Origin of the sequence: Vibrio neptunius (assembly GCA_019339365.1) — a bacterium.
Taxonomy (GTDB): Bacteria; Pseudomonadota; Gammaproteobacteria; order Enterobacterales; family Vibrionaceae; genus Vibrio; species Vibrio neptunius.
In genome coordinates, this window is the sequence record CP079859.1 from 706,767 (window position 1) to 721,936 (window position 15,170).

General features: G+C 47.5%; 14 protein-coding genes and 1 pseudogene. 9 read left to right on the top strand and 6 right to left on the bottom strand.

Annotated features, from left to right (window positions below; genetic code table 11):
* Positions 1-13: 13 nt before the first annotated feature.
* Positions 14-1,471 (top strand): succinylglutamate-semialdehyde dehydrogenase, encoded by a 1,458-nt coding sequence (gene astD / locus KW548_03380; GenBank protein QXX07126.1) that lies wholly within the window; start codon positions 14-16, stop codon positions 1,469-1,471.
* Positions 1,472-1,650: 179 nt separating this feature from the next.
* A complete protein-coding gene (locus KW548_03385) occupies positions 1,651-2,442 on the top strand; it encodes a DUF1338 domain-containing protein (GenBank protein ID QXX07127.1) in 792 nt (263 codons plus the stop codon).
* Positions 2,443-2,706: 264 nt separating this feature from the next.
* On the opposite strand, the gene crp is transcribed toward KW548_03385, so the two are convergent.
* The 6 genes from crp to KW548_03415 all read right to left on the bottom strand — a co-directional run bounded on the left by crp (position 2,707) and on the right by KW548_03415 (position 8,175).
* Positions 2,707-3,339 (bottom strand): cAMP-activated global transcriptional regulator CRP, encoded by a 633-nt coding sequence (crp, locus tag KW548_03390; GenBank protein QXX07128.1) that lies wholly within the window; start codon positions 3,337-3,339, stop codon positions 2,707-2,709.
* Between the two features lie 242 nt (positions 3,340-3,581).
* Positions 3,582-4,451, bottom strand: a complete 870-nt coding sequence (locus tag KW548_03395) for a phosphoribulokinase (GenBank protein QXX07129.1) — start codon at positions 4,449-4,451, stop codon at positions 3,582-3,584.
* 87 nt (positions 4,452-4,538) lie between these two features.
* Entirely contained in the window at positions 4,539-4,751 is a 213-nt protein-coding gene (locus KW548_03400; protein ID QXX07130.1) for a YheU family protein, read from the bottom strand.
* A 39-nt stretch (positions 4,752-4,790) separates the two neighbouring features.
* Complete coding sequence (locus KW548_03405; GenBank protein ID QXX07131.1) at positions 4,791-5,768, bottom strand: hydrolase; 978 nt, start codon at positions 5,766-5,768, stop codon at positions 4,791-4,793.
* Positions 5,769-5,779: 11 nt separating this feature from the next.
* Complete coding sequence (locus KW548_03410) at positions 5,780-6,256, bottom strand: TIGR02444 family protein (protein ID QXX07132.1); 477 nt, start codon at positions 6,254-6,256, stop codon at positions 5,780-5,782.
* On the bottom strand, positions 6,253-8,175 hold the full coding sequence (locus KW548_03415) for an ABC transporter ATP-binding protein (protein QXX07133.1): 1,923 nt from the start codon (positions 8,173-8,175) through the stop codon (positions 6,253-6,255). The genes KW548_03410 and KW548_03415 overlap by 4 nt, the downstream gene beginning before the upstream one ends.
* Before the next feature lie 167 nt (positions 8,176-8,342).
* On the opposite strand from KW548_03415, the gene kefG reads away from it, so the two are divergent.
* The 7 genes and pseudogenes from kefG (at position 8,343) to KW548_03450 (ending at position 15,068) form a co-directional block, all read left to right on the top strand.
* The gene (kefG, locus tag KW548_03420) at positions 8,343-8,936 is read left to right on the top strand and encodes a glutathione-regulated potassium-efflux system ancillary protein KefG (GenBank protein QXX07134.1); all 594 of its coding nucleotides are present in this window, start codon (positions 8,343-8,345) and stop codon (positions 8,934-8,936) included.
* Positions 8,926-10,719: a glutathione-regulated potassium-efflux system protein KefB gene (gene kefB, locus KW548_03425; GenBank protein QXX07135.1), complete on the top strand. Its 1,794-nt coding sequence runs from the start codon at positions 8,926-8,928 to the stop codon at positions 10,717-10,719. Before kefG ends, kefB begins: the two co-directional genes overlap by 11 nt.
* A gap of 81 nt (positions 10,720-10,800) precedes the next feature.
* A complete protein-coding gene (locus tag KW548_03430; GenBank protein QXX07965.1) occupies positions 10,801-10,980 on the top strand; it encodes a YheV family putative metal-binding protein in 180 nt (59 codons plus the stop codon).
* 96 nt (positions 10,981-11,076) lie between these two features.
* On the top strand, positions 11,077-11,658 hold the full coding sequence (gene slyD / locus KW548_03435) for a peptidylprolyl isomerase (protein QXX07136.1): 582 nt from the start codon (positions 11,077-11,079) through the stop codon (positions 11,656-11,658).
* Between the two features lie 102 nt (positions 11,659-11,760).
* Positions 11,761-12,701: pseudogene (locus tag KW548_03440) on the top strand (isoaspartyl peptidase/L-asparaginase).
* Positions 12,702-12,833: 132 nt separating this feature from the next.
* Positions 12,834-14,150 (top strand): adenylosuccinate synthase, encoded by a 1,317-nt coding sequence (locus tag KW548_03445; protein ID QXX07137.1) that lies wholly within the window; start codon positions 12,834-12,836, stop codon positions 14,148-14,150.
* Positions 14,151-14,420: 270 nt separating this feature from the next.
* Positions 14,421-15,068, top strand: coding sequence for a sel1 repeat family protein (locus KW548_03450; protein QXX07138.1), 648 nt, complete (start codon positions 14,421-14,423; stop codon positions 15,066-15,068).
* Positions 15,069-15,170: the final 102 nt, after the last annotated feature.

Consider the following 15,170-nt stretch of genomic DNA (forward strand, 5'->3'; position numbering starts at 1 on the left):
AAGGAATAGAAACATGACACATTGGATTGCAGGCGAGTGGCTTGCCGGGCAGGGCGAAGCAATGAATTCGACCAGCCCATACAACAATGAAGTGATCTGGCAAGGCGACAGTGCGTCACCTGCGCAGGTTGAAGCGGCAGTCAGTGCGGCTCGACACGCCTTCTTAAGTTGGAAAAAGATGACTTACGCTGAGCGTGAAGCTATCGTGCTGGCGTTTGCTGAGAAAGTAAAAGAAAACAGCGAACAAATCGCTGAAATCATTGCGAAAGAAACCGGAAAACCTATCTGGGAGACACGTACTGAAGCGGCAGCCATGGCTGGTAAGATAGCGATTTCTATCCGTGCTTATCATGACCGTACCGGTGAAGCGACACGCGAAGCCGCTGGCAACCAGATTGTTCTTCGTCACCGTCCTTTGGGTGTGATGGCGGTATTCGGCCCTTACAACTTCCCTGGGCACCTGCCAAACGGTCACATCGTGCCAGCATTGCTTGCAGGTAACACGGTTGTGTTTAAGCCATCTGAGCAAACACCACTGACTGGCGAATTCGCAATGAAACTTTGGCAACAGGCGGGTTTACCAGCCGGTGTCATCAACCTTGTTCAGGGCGCGAAGGAAACGGGTGTTGCTCTCGCCGATTCAAAAGGCATTGATGGTGTATTGTTCACCGGTAGTGCTAATACAGGTCATATCCTGCATCGTCAGTTTGCAGGGCAGCCGGGTAAAATGTTGGCGCTAGAAATGGGTGGCAACAACCCTATGGTGATCTCTGAGAATTATGGCGAGTTGGATGCAACCGTGTATACCATCATTCAGTCTGCTTTCATCAGTGCAGGTCAACGTTGTACTTGTGCACGTCGTCTCTACGTTCCTGTTGGTGAAAAAGGCGATCAACTGGTGACTAAGCTGGTTGAAGCGACAGAGAAGATTCGTGTTGATCAGCCATTTGCTGAGCCTGCGCCATTTATGGGCCCTCAAATTTCTAAAGCCGCGGCGGACTTTATTCTTAATGCGCAAACCAACTTACAAAGTCTTGGCGGCGTGAGTTTGCTAGAAGCGAAAGCGGGTGAAGCGGCATTTGTGTCTCCGGGCATTATTGACGTGACGCCAATTGCTGATCTGCCAGATGAAGAGTATTTCGGTCCACTACTGCAAGTGGTGCGTTACCAAGGCTTGGAAAAAGCCGTTGAGCTGGCAAACGATACGCGCTTTGGCTTGTCGGCTGGTCTGGTTTCCACTGACGATAGCGAGTGGGATTATTTTGTTGACCACATTCGCGCTGGTATTGTTAATCGTAATCGTCAGCTAACTGGCGCGAGCGGTGATGCGCCGTTTGGTGGTCCTGGTGCTTCGGGCAACCTACGACCAAGCGCTTACTACGCAGCAGATTACTGCGCATACCCAATGGCTTCAATGGAAGGGGGCGAAACACTACTACCCGCGACCTTAAGCCCGGGTGTTGAGTTATAAACATATTTTAAGGGTTTCCCTTACCGCCTCCCTTTTAGGGAGGTTTTTAAACGTCACAGGTTGAAGGCTATCTGATCAGATTTCTGGATAAATTTGGTCAGATAGCCTCCTTTATAAAAAATTCAGTCAACAATAAGTATAACTCCGTTAACGTAGACAAACCCAAACAAGGAGGCGTTATGACGCCACAAGTTTTATTCCAGTCGTTATGGAATGACTATATTCAACGCTTATGTCCCTCTGCTGATAACGTTCACCAACTGCTTCAGGAAAATGAGCCGCTGATCAATGACCACATCGCCCTGCGTACATTTAACGTAGCGCCTTTAGGCATTGAAACACTGGCCAAACCGTTTATCGACGTAGGCTACAAGCCATGCGGTGATTATGAGTTCGAAAGCAAGAAGTTAGTGGCGAAACATTTTGAGCACCCAGATCCGAAACAGCCGAAAGTGTTTATCAGTGAGTTAAAAGTGAACGAGTGTTCTCCAGAGCTTCAGGCCATTGTTGCCAAGCTGGTTGAGCAATTGGACACCGATAAACTAAAAGGTCATGAGTTCTTGTCTGGTGGGCGTCTGTGGGATCTGAGTTTTGCTGATTACCAGTTACTAGCAAAAGAGAGTGAATACGCTTCTTGGTTGGCCGCACACGGCTATGGTGCTAACCACTTTACGGTTAGCGTGAATCAGCTGGACGCTTTTGAAGAAGTGAAAGGCGTCAATGATCACCTGCGTGAAGCTGGTTTTACGATCAATGAATCGGGCGGTGAAGTAAAAGGCTCGCCTGATGTGCTGCTTGAGCAATCCTCTACCATGGCAGATAAAGTGCCAGTGACCTTCACTGAAGGGACTGAGATGATTCCTGGTGGCTTCTATGAGTTTGCTAAGCGCTACCCTATGAGCAACGGTGAACTCTATCCAGGATTTGTTGCAGCCTCTGCTGATAAGATCTTCGAAAGTACTAACGGGTAGGAAGATCTGAGAACGGACTTCGTCCTCGGGATCGCTGCGCTTCGAGATACGGGCTGCGCCCTGCGAGAATTTAGAACGGGCTGTGGTGAAACAGTCGTCATTCCATAGACCGACGGAGGAGGGAGTCGGGAATCTTTATAGATTGACTCGCTTGTGTTAAGAGATCCCCAACTCGGTCGTCCCTCCCTCTCGGGGATGACATAAGCAAAAAAAGCCACCAATGTCTCCATTGGTGGCTTTTAAATTCTTAGCGGTTAATCGAAATTAACGGGTACCGTAAACAACGATTGTTTTACCGTGGGCAGAAATCAAGTTCTGCTCTTCTAGCATCTTCAAGATACGACCTACGGTTTCACGAGAACAGCCAACAATCTGACCGATTTCCTGACGAGTGATCTTGATCTGCATGCCGTCTGGGTGTGTCATTGCATCTGGCTGTTTTGCTAGGTTAAGCAGTGTCTGCGCGATGCGACCTGTTACGTCAAGGAATGCCAAGTCACCGACTTTCTGACTGGTCACCTGCAGGCGGCTTGCCATTTGTGCAGACAGACGCATCAGGATGTCAGGGTTAACCTGGATTAGCTGACGGAATTTCTTGAATGAAATTTCTGCTACTTCACAAGGAGATTTGGCACGAACCCATGCCGTACGCTCTTGGTCTTCTTCGAATAAACCAAGTTCACCGATAAAGTCACCTTGGTTTAGGTAAGAAAGGATCATTTCCTTACCTTCTTCGTCTTTAATAAGTACAGCCACAGAACCTTTAACAATGTAGTAAAGAGTCTCTGCTTTTTCGCCCGCATGAATGAGCGTGCTTTTTGATGGGTACTTATGAATATGACAGTGTGAAAGGAACCACTCTAATGTTGGATCGGTTTGAGGTTTACCTAGAACCATAATATCTCACTTCCTCTGCAGGGTACGCTTGCTGCTTTCCATGTTGTAGCTAAGCCTTGAATCAAGACCTACTAGGATAAGAGCACTTTTCAAATGCTGCAAGCCATCTTTGTTTCGGTTTCAAATAGTATCTTTTTTTGAAATCGATTTCTTGATTTTAATCGGGTACATCTTACGATTTTGTACGCAAAAATGTGCACATGATCACGGTATGAAAAGTAATCGTGTTTAGAACGCGAGTCTTAGCCAATTTTTCCGGTTTCAATTAACTGTTGCAAGATAGGGCGAACAATCAGCTCGACAGCGAAACTCATTTTTCCGCCCGGCACCACGAGCGTGTTGTGACGTGACATAAATGAACCGTCAATCATGGCCAGCAGGTATGGGAAGTCGACATTCTTGATACCACGCAGGCGAATGACAACAAAGCTTTCATCTAAGCTTGGGATGCCTTTAGCATTAAGTGGGTTGGAAGTGTCGACGGTCGGAACACGCTGGAAGTTGATGTGAGTTCTTGAGAACTGAGGAGTGATGTAGTTGAGGTAGTCGTCCATCGAACGGACAATTGAATCCATCACCGCTTCACGCGAATGGCCGCGGTCACGGGTGTCTCTGACAAACTTTTGGATCCATTCCAAGTTGACAATGGGGACCATGCCGATCAGAAAATCGACGTGTTGAGCGACATTCACATCGCCATCAACGACGCCACCGTGTAAGCCTTCATAAAACAGCACATCAGAGTTTTCTGGCAGTTCTTGCCACGGCGTAAAGGTCCCCGGCATTTGGTTGTATGGTACGGCTTCATCAAAGGTGTGCAGATAACGACGTACCTGACCTGTCCCTTCGTTACCGTATTTACGGAAAAACTCTGCGAGCGCCGGAAAGTCGTTGGCCTGCGGACCAAAGTAGCTAATGTGACGACCTTGCTCACGGGCTTTACGAATTTCGACATCCATCTCTGGGCGAGTAAAACGGTGAAAGCTATCACCTTCGACCCAAGCGGGCTTGACGTTCATCATGTTGAACATTTTGCGGAACGCTTCAGATGTCGTAGTAGTGCCTGCACCAGAAGAACCGGTGACGGCAATGATTGGATGTTTTGCTGACATGACAAACCTTGTCTGTAAATAACTGTCCCTTGTTGCATGTCACTATAACACGCTTTATTGGAAGGGCACGGTATGATGTGTTTTAAATTAAAACTTTTGCTTGAGTTGAATATCGACGGTTTCGTGAAGCTCGGAAAACACCACAACAGCCTCGCCTGATTCGAGCTGGCTTTTTATTTGCTCGACTTTGTCTGGTAGGGATATTTCCAGTTCGCCATAATCAGTGCCCTCGCGAAGGACAAATTCACGAATCAGGTTGTCTAGTGTGTCTGAGTCAATTTGTTGCCATGGAACGATCATAAATACCTCTGTCTTTTATGCTCGAAAAGTTGAGGGCTATTATCCAGAAACCGCCAGACTTTGGTAGTAGGCTGGTAACGCTTCTTCTAACCAGAACCTAGGTTTGAGTGCACTGCCAGTTAAGAAACCAACGTGTCCACCTTGTTCGAACAGCCGGTAGTCGATATTGTCCGGGAGGACATATTTAGGGATCACCGCATCGGTCATGAAAGGGTCGTCTTTAGCATGGATGATTTGTGTCGGTATGCGAATGTCTTTCAATTTGTGGATACCCGAACAACGTTGATAATAATCCTGTGCGTCTTTAAAGCCGTGCAGTGGTGCAGTGATCAAGTCATCAAATTCAAACAACTTGGTGACTCGCTTAATGCTCTGGTAAGAAACATCGAGTTCACCTTTAATTAGGTGATGTTTCCGCAAAGCCGTTTTTTTCAACGATGAGAGTAAGTAGGTCTTGTAAACCTTGGAAAAACCCTTCTCGATGCGTTCTGAACAAGCCGATAGGTCAAGTGGTGCCGACACTATGGTCGCCGCAGAAAGCAGAGGCGCTTGATTGTACTCAGCTAGATAGTTAGCCAACATGTTGCCACCGAGCGAAATCCCAACGGCGACTTTGGTTTCGTTCGGCACTTGTTGATTGAGCTGCTCAAGGAAGAAACGCGCATCTTCTACTTCACCGGAGTGATATGCGCGTGCCCGGTGGTTAGGTTTACCGCTACAGCCACGGAAATGCATCATCACAGATAGCCAACCTTGCTGAGAAAATGCGTGCATCAAGCCATTGGCATATGGGCTGTAAAAGCACCCTTCTAGGCCATGAAACAAGATAAAAACAGGCTTTTTCTTCGCGTGTTCAGTTTGCCAGTCTTCACTCCACGCCAGATCGAGGAAATCACCATCTGGAGTATTCAGGGTTTGCCACAGTGGTTCAAATAGCGCTTTTTTGCGAATAAATCGTGGCGCTAGAGTTTGCAGATGCGGATTGGCTAATCCTTTGGCAGCAATAAATTGAGTCATAAGAAAGCCTGTCAGTGGGTGAGATCATCGATGGATTGGGCAAAAACGGCGTGTAAATGTTCTCCGCCAAGCTGACGACAATATCTTAACGTCAGCGGTTCATCTTGGTTATTCTGTAATTCTATACTATTGATGCAGTCGACCAGATCAGACTGCTGCTGCTTTTCGAGTTGTAATTCGAACTGCAAAGCCTCTCTGTAGAGGGTCTCAGAAACATGAGATTTGAGTTTACGGCGCAGGTCTCGATAGCTGTGTAACAAGGTTTCTGAGCGCCCCAAACATTCTTCGACTTTGTGCCAGTCTTCATCGAGAAAGGCAGCTTGCTGCTCATCGAGCCATTTCAGCAGCAACAGCAAGTTCACATTGCCTTTGAACTGGTTTTGTAAATTCAGGCACGCATCTTTGACTTCCCTAACACTGTAATACTGTAGGCTGAACTGCCATAAACGTTCTAGTGTCAGAGATGTTGATACGTGCTTTGAGCTCATTGACCGTTAAACTCCTGTTCCATCTGCTCCAGCTCTTCCTGTAGCGCCATCCATTCCATTTCGACGTCTTCCAGTTCGGCTTTAGCCTGACTCTGAACGGTTAATATCTGATTAAGTTTAGCTTTGTTTTCCGCTTCATACAGCGAGTTATCAGATAATTGCGTTTCTGCTTCCGTTAATTGATGACCAAGGGTCTCCATCTTAGCCTCAAGTTTAGTGAGTGTTTTTCGTGCAGGAGCGGTCTGTTTACGGAATTCGGCTTCACGACGCTTCTGCTCTTTTTTGGCAGCGGCACTGTTGATGTTGCTCTTCTCCGGTTGCGCAGATTGCGCTTCGCGGCGTTCCGCTTTTTGCTGTTCTGTCAGCCACTTGTAGTAATCATTCAGATCACCATCAAAAGGGGCAACCTGACGATCATGAACTAAGTAGAGATCGTCTGTGGTTGCGCGCAGCAAGTAACGGTCGTGTGAAACAATCACCATCGCACCTTCGAACGTTTGTAGAGCCAGCGTGAGCGCTTGGCGCATGTCTAAGTCTAGGTGGTTAGTCGGCTCATCAAGCAGCAATAAGTTTGGTTTTTGCCAAACGATCAGAGCCAGTACGAGGCGAGCCTTCTCTCCACCAGAGAAAGGGGCCACTTTTTCTAGCGCTTTATCACCTTGGAATCCAAAACTGCCCAGATAATTACGTAGCTCAAGTTCGTTTTTATCCGGTGCAATTTGCATCATATGCTGCAGTGGTGTCTCTTCTGGGTGCAGTGTCTCTAACTGGTGCTGAGCGAAGTAACCAATCTTAACCCCCTGAGAGTATGTCAGATCGCCACCTTGAGGGTTCAATTCACGAGAAAGCAGTTTGATTAGGGTGGATTTACCCGCGCCGTTACGTCCAAGTAGACCTATCCGGCTACCAGGAACCAGATTGAGGCGGATTTTTTCTAAGATCAGCTTGTCATCATAACCCGCAGAGACCTCATCCATCATAATGATTGGGTTAGGCAACGCATCGGGATCGCGGAATTGGAAACTGAATGGGTTATCAAGCTGAGCAGGTAGAACTTTTTCCATACGCTCAAGGGCTTTGATACGGCTTTGTGCTTGGCGAGCTTTTGAGGCTTTATAGCGGAAGCGGTCGATATAACTCTGCATATGCGACATTTGCTTTTGCTGCTTTTCAAATTGTGCTTGCTGCAAGATGAGCTTTTGCGCACGCTGATCTTCAAACGAAGAGTAGTTACCCGTGTACGCATTCATCTGCTCATTTTCGATATGAATAATACGGCCGACGATAGGATCGAGGAAATCACGGTCGTGTGAGATCAGGACGAGCGTGCCTGGATAGTTTTGCAACCACCTTTCTAACCACATCACAGCATCAAGATCTAAGTGGTTGGTTGGCTCATCGAGTAGCAAAAGATCGGAGCGACAAAGCAGGGCTTGTGCAAGGTTAAGGCGCATACGCCAACCACCAGAAAATTGAGTGAGGTTCCAGCTCATCTGATCTTGGCTAAAACCCAAACCATCAAGCAGTTCTGCGGCGCGAGCACGAATGCTGTAACCTCCAATGGTCTCAATTTTTCCGTGCAATTCGGCAACAAGTGTACCGTCATCGGTTTGTTCAGCGTTGAGTAGCTGTGCTTCCAGTGCACGATATTCACGATCACCGTCAATGACGTATTCCAGTGCCGGACGTTCGAGAGCGGGGGTTTCTTGCGCTACCCACGCCATTTCCCAATGGGAAGGCTTGCTGAAGTTACCAGCATCAATAGACAGTTCATCTTTGATCAATGCAAATAGGGTAGATTTACCGCAGCCGTTTTTACCGACTAGGCCGACTTTGTCGCCTGGGTGAATGGTCGCTGAAGTTTGGTCCAGCAGTGGCTTACCGCCACGCAGCAGCTGGATGTCAGAAAAGGTAATCATAATCTTGTGCTTTATTCTTGCTCGTATCGCGTCGAATAGTAGGGGGAATGAGATAAAATGTCGATCATTGCGTTATGCTTAACAACAACGTATAACAAACCGATAACGATAAAATTGTACCTAACGATAACTTAGGTATTGAAAACAAAAGGATGGCTACTTACGGAATGGCTGCAAACGATTTAAATACTGAGTCGCCTGAAAAACCGAAAGTGCTTGTGATTTATGCTCACCCTGAATCGCAAAGTTCTGTCGCGAACCAAGTGATGATTAAGAAGATAACGGCGCTTGATCACGTCACTGTGCATGATCTCTATGCGTATTACCCCGACTTTTTTATTGATGTGGATGCCGAGCAGCAGCGTCTACTTGCTCATGATGTGATCGTTTTTCAGCATCCGCTGTATATGTACTCTTGTCCGGCACTGCTTAAAGAGTGGATGGATCGAGTGTTGGGTAAGGGGTTTGCTTATGGAAAAGGCGAAGCACTGAAGGGTAAATATTGGCGCAGTGTTATTACCACAGGTGGTAATGAGGATGCCTTTGGCAGCAGTGGTTACAACAAGTATCCGCTGTCAGAAATTTTACAGCCGTTTGAGTTGACCGCAGCGTTGTGCCAAATGGCATGGATTGAACCGTTGGTGCTTTACTGGGCTCGTAATGTCTCTGATATGGACCGCTATCAGCACGCAGAGGCTTATCGCCAATGGCTGCTCAACCCGACGATGACTGCAACTTCAGGAGAAACTCATGGCACTTGAAAATGATTTCCTTCAGAGCTGCATCATTTTTCTAACCGCAGCGGTCGTTGCAGTGCCATTGGCCCAACGTTTAGGGCTTGGCTCGGTGTTGGGGTATCTGCTGGCCGGTATTATTATTGGCCCTTGGGGGTTAGGCCTTATCAGCGATGTGGAAGCGATTCTCCACTTTGCTGAATTTGGTGTGGTCCTGCTGCTCTTTCTGATTGGTCTCGAACTGAATCCCAAAAAGCTGCTGCAAATGAAAGGGCCGATTCTCGGGCTTGGCGGTGCACAGGTTGTGATTACCACCGCGGTCTTGGCGAGCGTAACCAATCTCGCTGGCGTTAATTGGCAAACCAGTTTAGTGATTGGTATGGGGTTGGCGTTGTCATCGACCGCTATCGCGCTGAAAGTGATCGAAGAGCGAGGTTTGGCTGGCAGTGAAGCGGGTCAGTCTGGGTTTGCCGTATTGCTTTTTCAGGATATTGCGGTCATCCCCATGTTGGCGATTTTGCCTATTCTAGCAGGCAACACCGCAGGGGATTGGCTCGATGCCATGTGGATGTTGGGTGGTGTTATCGGCCTTCTGGTTGGCGGCCATTTTCTACTTCGCCCGCTATTCCGCTACGTGGTGTTGAGTGGAGTACGAGAGCTATTTACGGTCGCTGCGTTACTGTTAGTGATCGGCATCGCATTGCTGATGCAGCATCTTGGCTTGTCTATGGCACTCGGCACTTTCCTTGCTGGCGTCCTTCTGGCTGAGAGTGAGTATCGCCACGAGCTTGAGATCGCTATCGAACCATTCAAAGGGCTACTTCTTGGGTTGTTCTTTATTGCCGTGGGTATGGCGGTGAACTTAGGCCTGTTAGCCTTGGAGCCTTGGAATGTACTGATGGCGGTGTTTGGCTTAGTGGCCGTCAAGGCAGCTATCCTTTACTTCTTAGCCCGCTTGGCAGGCAGTAAACCTAAAGCCCGCAGTAAGATGGCGGCTATTTTAAGCCAAGGCGGCGAGTTTGCGTTTGTTATTTTTACAGCGGCGAGCGCAGAAGGTCTGTTAGCGCAAGAGCAAACTGCTTTTCTACTTGTCGTGGTGAGTTTATCTATGGTCACTACGCCCCTGCTATTGATGGCACAAAGTAAGTGGTATGCACGTGGCTTGAATGATGATGCGGGGTCGCTGCACACGGATGTAGTTAACCGTGAACCAAGAGTGATTATTGCGGGTTTTGGTCGTTTTGGTCAGATTGTTGGTCGACTCATGTACGCCAACAAAATTCGAGTAACGGTACTAGAAAGTGACGCCAGTCAGATCCAATTACTCAGAAAGTATGGCTATAAGGTTTTTTATGGTGATGCTACGCAGTTAGACTTGCTGCGGGCTGCTGGAGCCGATAAAGCCGAAGCAATGGTGATTTGTACCGATTCTCCCGACGAAATCATGAAGATTATCGATTTGTGTCAGTACCATTTTCCGCATCTTAAGCTTTTGGCACGGGCACGAAGTCGAGTTGAGGCCTATCAGCTGTTGAGCCATGGGGTCGAAAACTACTCAAGGGAGACATTTCTCGGTGCTTTAGACTTGGGTCGCCAAGCGTTAACTGAGCTCGGGATGCACCCCTATCAGGCCAAGCGAGCCGAAGCGCACTTTAGAAAATTAGATAATGCGATGTTGAAAGAATTATTACCTCAGCATCATGAAGACAAGCAATTGGCCATGAGAGCCAAAGAAGCCCGAAAAGAACTGGAAGAAATTTTTGGTCGCGAGATGGAAAAAGATCAGCAATCAAAGAACTTCTGGGATTAAATCCAAATCTTCCCAGAGCATGGCAACCATTCCATTCTGGTGAAGATTTACGTTGTGGAATGAAAAAATGAAAAAAGATTTATCGCAGGTGCTAGCTGCCCTAAATGTGCTCAGCAAGATACTTTGCGCTGGTGGATAGAAAACAATATTGAGTTAGTTGAGTGTGTAGAGTGTGAGTATCAGGAGCAGCGTAAACCGCAATCTGTAGAGAAAACCGAACACTCCCAACAAGAGATGATCGGTATTTTTAAGCCAGATTGATTGAGTTTCTTTATTTGATCCCCATAATATCCCGCATAGAAAATTGTTATTCGGAGCAACTCAATTGCTCCGTTTCTTTATCTCCTTGGAGTCATTATGAAAATTGAAAAGAATGTAGTAGTAAGCCTTGCTTACCAGGTTAAGCTGGAAGATGGTGCTGTGGTTGATCAATCAACAGCAGAAGCGCCACTGGATTACCTACACGGCAACAACAACCTGATCACAGGTCTTGAGACTGCACTGGAAGGTAAGGAAGCGGGCGCTCAGTTCTCAGTAACAGTGTCTCCAGAAGAGGCTTACGGCGATCACAACGACGCACTTGTTCAACGTGTACCTGCGAATGTATTCCAAGGTGTTGATGAGATTGAAGTGGGTATGCGTTTCCTTGCAGATACTGACCAAGGTCCAATCCCTGTTGAAGTGACAGAAGTGGACGGCGACGAAGTGGTGGTGGATGGCAACCATATGCTTGCGGGTCAGACTCTGACTTTCGATGTTGAAGTTGTAGCGGTACGTGAAGCGACAGCAGATGAAATTGAACACGGTCATGTTCACCAAGCTGGTGGTTGTGGTCACGACCACGATCACGAAGGTGGTTGCTGTGGTGGCGAAGGCCATGATCACAGTGAAGAGAAGAAAGATGGCTGCTGCGGTGGCGGTAGCTGTGGTTCTCACTAATCCGTTAGCTTATAGCTAGATTGAAAAGGCGTTTCCCGCTGTACGGGAAACGCCTTTTTTGTTATTAACTTATCAGTTAACTCGTTGTTAGGAGAGCCGTCGATGACTCAACCATTCTCAATCGCCATTCATGGCGGAGCCGGAACTATATTGCGTGATCAAATGAGCGAAGAGTTAAAGGCTTCCATCCTAGAAGACCTTGAAGCTTCGGTTCGCGCTGGGCATAGCGTTCTAGCTCAGTCGGGTGATGCGTTGGATGCGGTCGTTGCCGCGGTTAAAGTGCTTGAAGACTCACCAAACTTCAATGCTGGCAAGGGCTCTGTCTTAACCCATAAAGAAATTGTTGAGATGGATGCCTCTGTTATGCACGGCAAAGAATCCAATGCTGGCGCGGTGGCTGGCGTGCGCCATATCCGTAACCCTATTGAGCTGGCTCGTGATGTGATGACAGACAGTAACCATGTGCTGTTGGTTGGGGAAGGAGCAGAAGAATTTGCCTTTGAGCAGGGGCATCAATACACCGAGCAAGATTATTTCTTCACTGACCGACGTTATGATCAACTGCAGTCGATGAAAGAGAAGGGTTTATTTGCTCTTTCTGAGTCTAAGTACCCAGATGATAAAAAGTATGGAACCGTAGGCGCTGTCGCGCTAGACCAGCAAGGCAACTTAGCGGCTGCGACTAGCACTGGTGGTGTGACCAATAAAAAGTACGGTCGAGTGGGAGATTCTTCCATCATTGGCGCGGGTACGTTTGCCGAAAATGGCAATGTAGCTGTATCGACAACTGGGATGGGTGAGTATTTCATCCGTAAAACCGTTGCGAGTGATGTGGCAGCGCGAATGCGTTATCTCAAGGAAGATGTACACACGGCCTGCGAGACTGTGATTCAAGGCGAGTTGAAGGCCATGGGTGGCGAAGGGGGCTGATTGCCATCGACGGTGATGGACGTGTTCACTTTGCGATGAACAGCAGCGGTATGTATAGAGCGGGTATTGGCACGGATGGCAGCTTGTTGGTGAAGATTTATGCCGATGAATAGAGTCAAAAAAAACCTAATATTAGCACTAACAAAAGGATAGCGCTTCATTACACTTCTATGATTAAAAAATGACTGCAAGAAGTGTGATTCAGTGCTAGAATCCATTTTTAACTACCAATCAGACTTGGAAAGATGGGAAATAACGTAGTCGTTCTGGGCACCCAATGGGGTGACGAAGGTAAAGGTAAAATCGTAGACCTTTTAACTGAAGATGCAAAATACGTGGTTCGCTACCAAGGCGGTCACAACGCAGGTCACACTCTAGTCATTGACGGTGAAAAAACCGTTCTTCACTTAATTCCATCAGGTATTCTTCGCGATAACGTAAAATGTGTTATCGGTAATGGCGTTGTGCTATCGCCTGAAGCTCTCCTTAAAGAAATGAAGCCTCTTGAAGAGCGCGGTATTCCAGTACGCGAGCGTCTTTTCGTTTCTGAAGCTTGTCCTCTAATTCTTCCTTACCACATCGCTATCGACAACGCGCGTGAAATCGCTCGTGGCGCGAAAGCTATCGGTACAACGGGTCGTGGTATCGGTCCGGCTTACGAAGATAAAGTGGCTCGTCGCGGTCTACGCGTCGGTGATCTTTTCGATAAAGAAATGTTCGCTGAGAAACTAAAAGAAGTCATGGAATTCCATAACTTCCAGCTAGAGCATTTCTACAAAGCAGAAACAGTTAGCTACGAAGCGGTACTTGAGCAGTGCATGGGTTACGCAGACCTTCTTACTTCAATGGTGATGGACGTTACTGACGAACTAGACGCAGCTCGTAAGCGCGGCGACAAGATCATGTTCGAAGGTGCTCAAGGTACGCTACTTGATATCGACCACGGTACTTACCCATACGTAACGTCTTCTAACACGACGGCTGGTGGTGTTGCTGCAGGTTCTGGTTTTGGCCCTCGTCACATCGGTTACATCCTTGGTATCACTAAAGCGTACTGTACTCGTGTTGGTTCTGGTCCATTCCCAACAGAACTTTACGACGGTCTAGATAAGCAAGATCCAGTTGGTAAACACCTAGGCGATGTTGGCCACGAGTTTGGCGCAACAACTGGTCGTCTACGTCGTACTGGTTGGTTTGATGCAGTGGCAATGCGCCGTGCAATTCAAATCAACTCACTAACCGGTATGTGTCTGACTAAACTAGACGTTCTTGATGGTCTGAAAGAGATCAAGATCTGTACTGGTTACAAGATGAAAGATGGCGCTATCCTAGAAGTGTCTCCAATGGCCGCTGAGTCATTCGAAGAAGCAACGCCAATCTACGAAACTATGCCAGGTTGGTCTGAGACAACATTTGGTGCTAAGTCTATCGACGCGCTTCCACAAGCAGCTCTAGACTACATCAAGCGTATCGAAGAGTTAACGGGTGTTCCTGTCGACATTATCTCGACTGGCCCAGATCGCAACGAAACAATCATCAAGGTTCATCCTTACGAATCTTAATTCTGATTGTTATCCACGATTGTAAAAACCAGCGCATCAGCGCTGGTTTTTTTTATGCTTAATTTTCATGCGCTATCTATACTGACAGTGGCAAGTTTTTGCCAGTCGTCGGCAATTTTGATTAAAGAGTTAGCAGCCGTTGCCGATACAGGTATCAAGATTGCCGTTTTGCGGTTAATCCTAAAGATACAGGTTGCTAACAACCAGCTTGTATGACCTGTCTTGTGAGCGGATAGGTGTAGACATTATCGAAGTCAAAGAGTGCAGACAATGAAGCTAAGAAAGTTAGCTGCTTCGATGGTATTTTTGTTTGGGGTTTCTGTGGCTAATGCCAATGAGCTTACTGAGATCGGTGAGCCTATTCCCATATATACCGAAGCTGAACTGATAAAACTGATCAACGAAAACAAACATTTAGAACAAGTTAAGTCAGACAATTGCCAATTAGTTGAAGATATCGTCGCTCGAGCGACCCGGATCAGCCTACCATCCTACGAGTTTTTGTATGGAGACATGCTGGCGTGGGGAGTCTGTGTCGAGCAGGATGTGGAACTTGGCTTGTACTATATGGAAAATGCGGCGCATCAGGGTTTACCTGCGGCATTGGAGCAGCTCGGGCGTTATTACTCGCGCGGCACCTTGGTTCAGCAGGACAAAGAACGAGCAATCCCTTACTTACGTGAAGCGGCTGCGATGGGCAATCTTAATGCACGCATCCATTTGGCGGAACTGCTGCTGCGTGATTACGGCAGCCCGTTAGATTATGAAGATGCGTATCGCTGGCTGTACAATTCGGTGACGGCGGACCAGCGTACGCACAAACGCATTTCAATTCTGCGCCAAGGCCTAGAGCGTCGAATGCCACAGAATATTATCGCCAGAGCAAAAAAAACGCGATACTTTCTGGTAATCCAATAACCCGACTGCACTCAGGTTACACCAAAACGCTCAGCATAAGCTGGGCGTTGTTGCTTTATATTTCCACTACTTGGTTGCATTCCTCGCCCGTGTTTGGCAAGA

Bases quoted from the DNA above. Each gene is read 5' to 3' on its own strand.
- KW548_03445 (QXX07137.1), top strand. From the start codon at position 12,834: ATGGGAAATAACGTAGTCGTTCTGGGCACCCAATGGGGTGACGAAGGT.
- KW548_03410 (QXX07132.1), bottom strand. From the start codon at position 6,256: ATGAGCTCAAAGCACGTATCAACATCTCTGACACTAGAACGTTTATGG.
- KW548_03405 (QXX07131.1), bottom strand. From the start codon at position 5,768: ATGACTCAATTTATTGCTGCCAAAGGATTAGCCAATCCGCATCTGCAA.
- kefG (QXX07134.1), top strand. From the start codon at position 8,343: ATGGCTGCAAACGATTTAAATACTGAGTCGCCTGAAAAACCGAAAGTG.
- KW548_03415 (QXX07133.1), bottom strand. From the start codon at position 8,175: ATGATTACCTTTTCTGACATCCAGCTGCTGCGTGGCGGTAAGCCACTG.
- astD (QXX07126.1), top strand. From the start codon at position 14: ATGACACATTGGATTGCAGGCGAGTGGCTTGCCGGGCAGGGCGAAGCA.
- slyD (QXX07136.1), top strand. From the start codon at position 11,077: ATGAAAATTGAAAAGAATGTAGTAGTAAGCCTTGCTTACCAGGTTAAG.
- KW548_03385 (QXX07127.1), top strand. From the start codon at position 1,651: ATGACGCCACAAGTTTTATTCCAGTCGTTATGGAATGACTATATTCAA.
- kefB (QXX07135.1), top strand. From the start codon at position 8,926: ATGGCACTTGAAAATGATTTCCTTCAGAGCTGCATCATTTTTCTAACC.
- KW548_03395 (QXX07129.1), bottom strand. From the start codon at position 4,451: ATGTCAGCAAAACATCCAATCATTGCCGTCACCGGTTCTTCTGGTGCA.
- KW548_03450 (QXX07138.1), top strand. From the start codon at position 14,421: ATGAAGCTAAGAAAGTTAGCTGCTTCGATGGTATTTTTGTTTGGGGTT.
- KW548_03400 (QXX07130.1), bottom strand. From the start codon at position 4,751: ATGATCGTTCCATGGCAACAAATTGACTCAGACACACTAGACAACCTG.
- crp (QXX07128.1), bottom strand. From the start codon at position 3,339: ATGGTTCTAGGTAAACCTCAAACCGATCCAACATTAGAGTGGTTCCTT.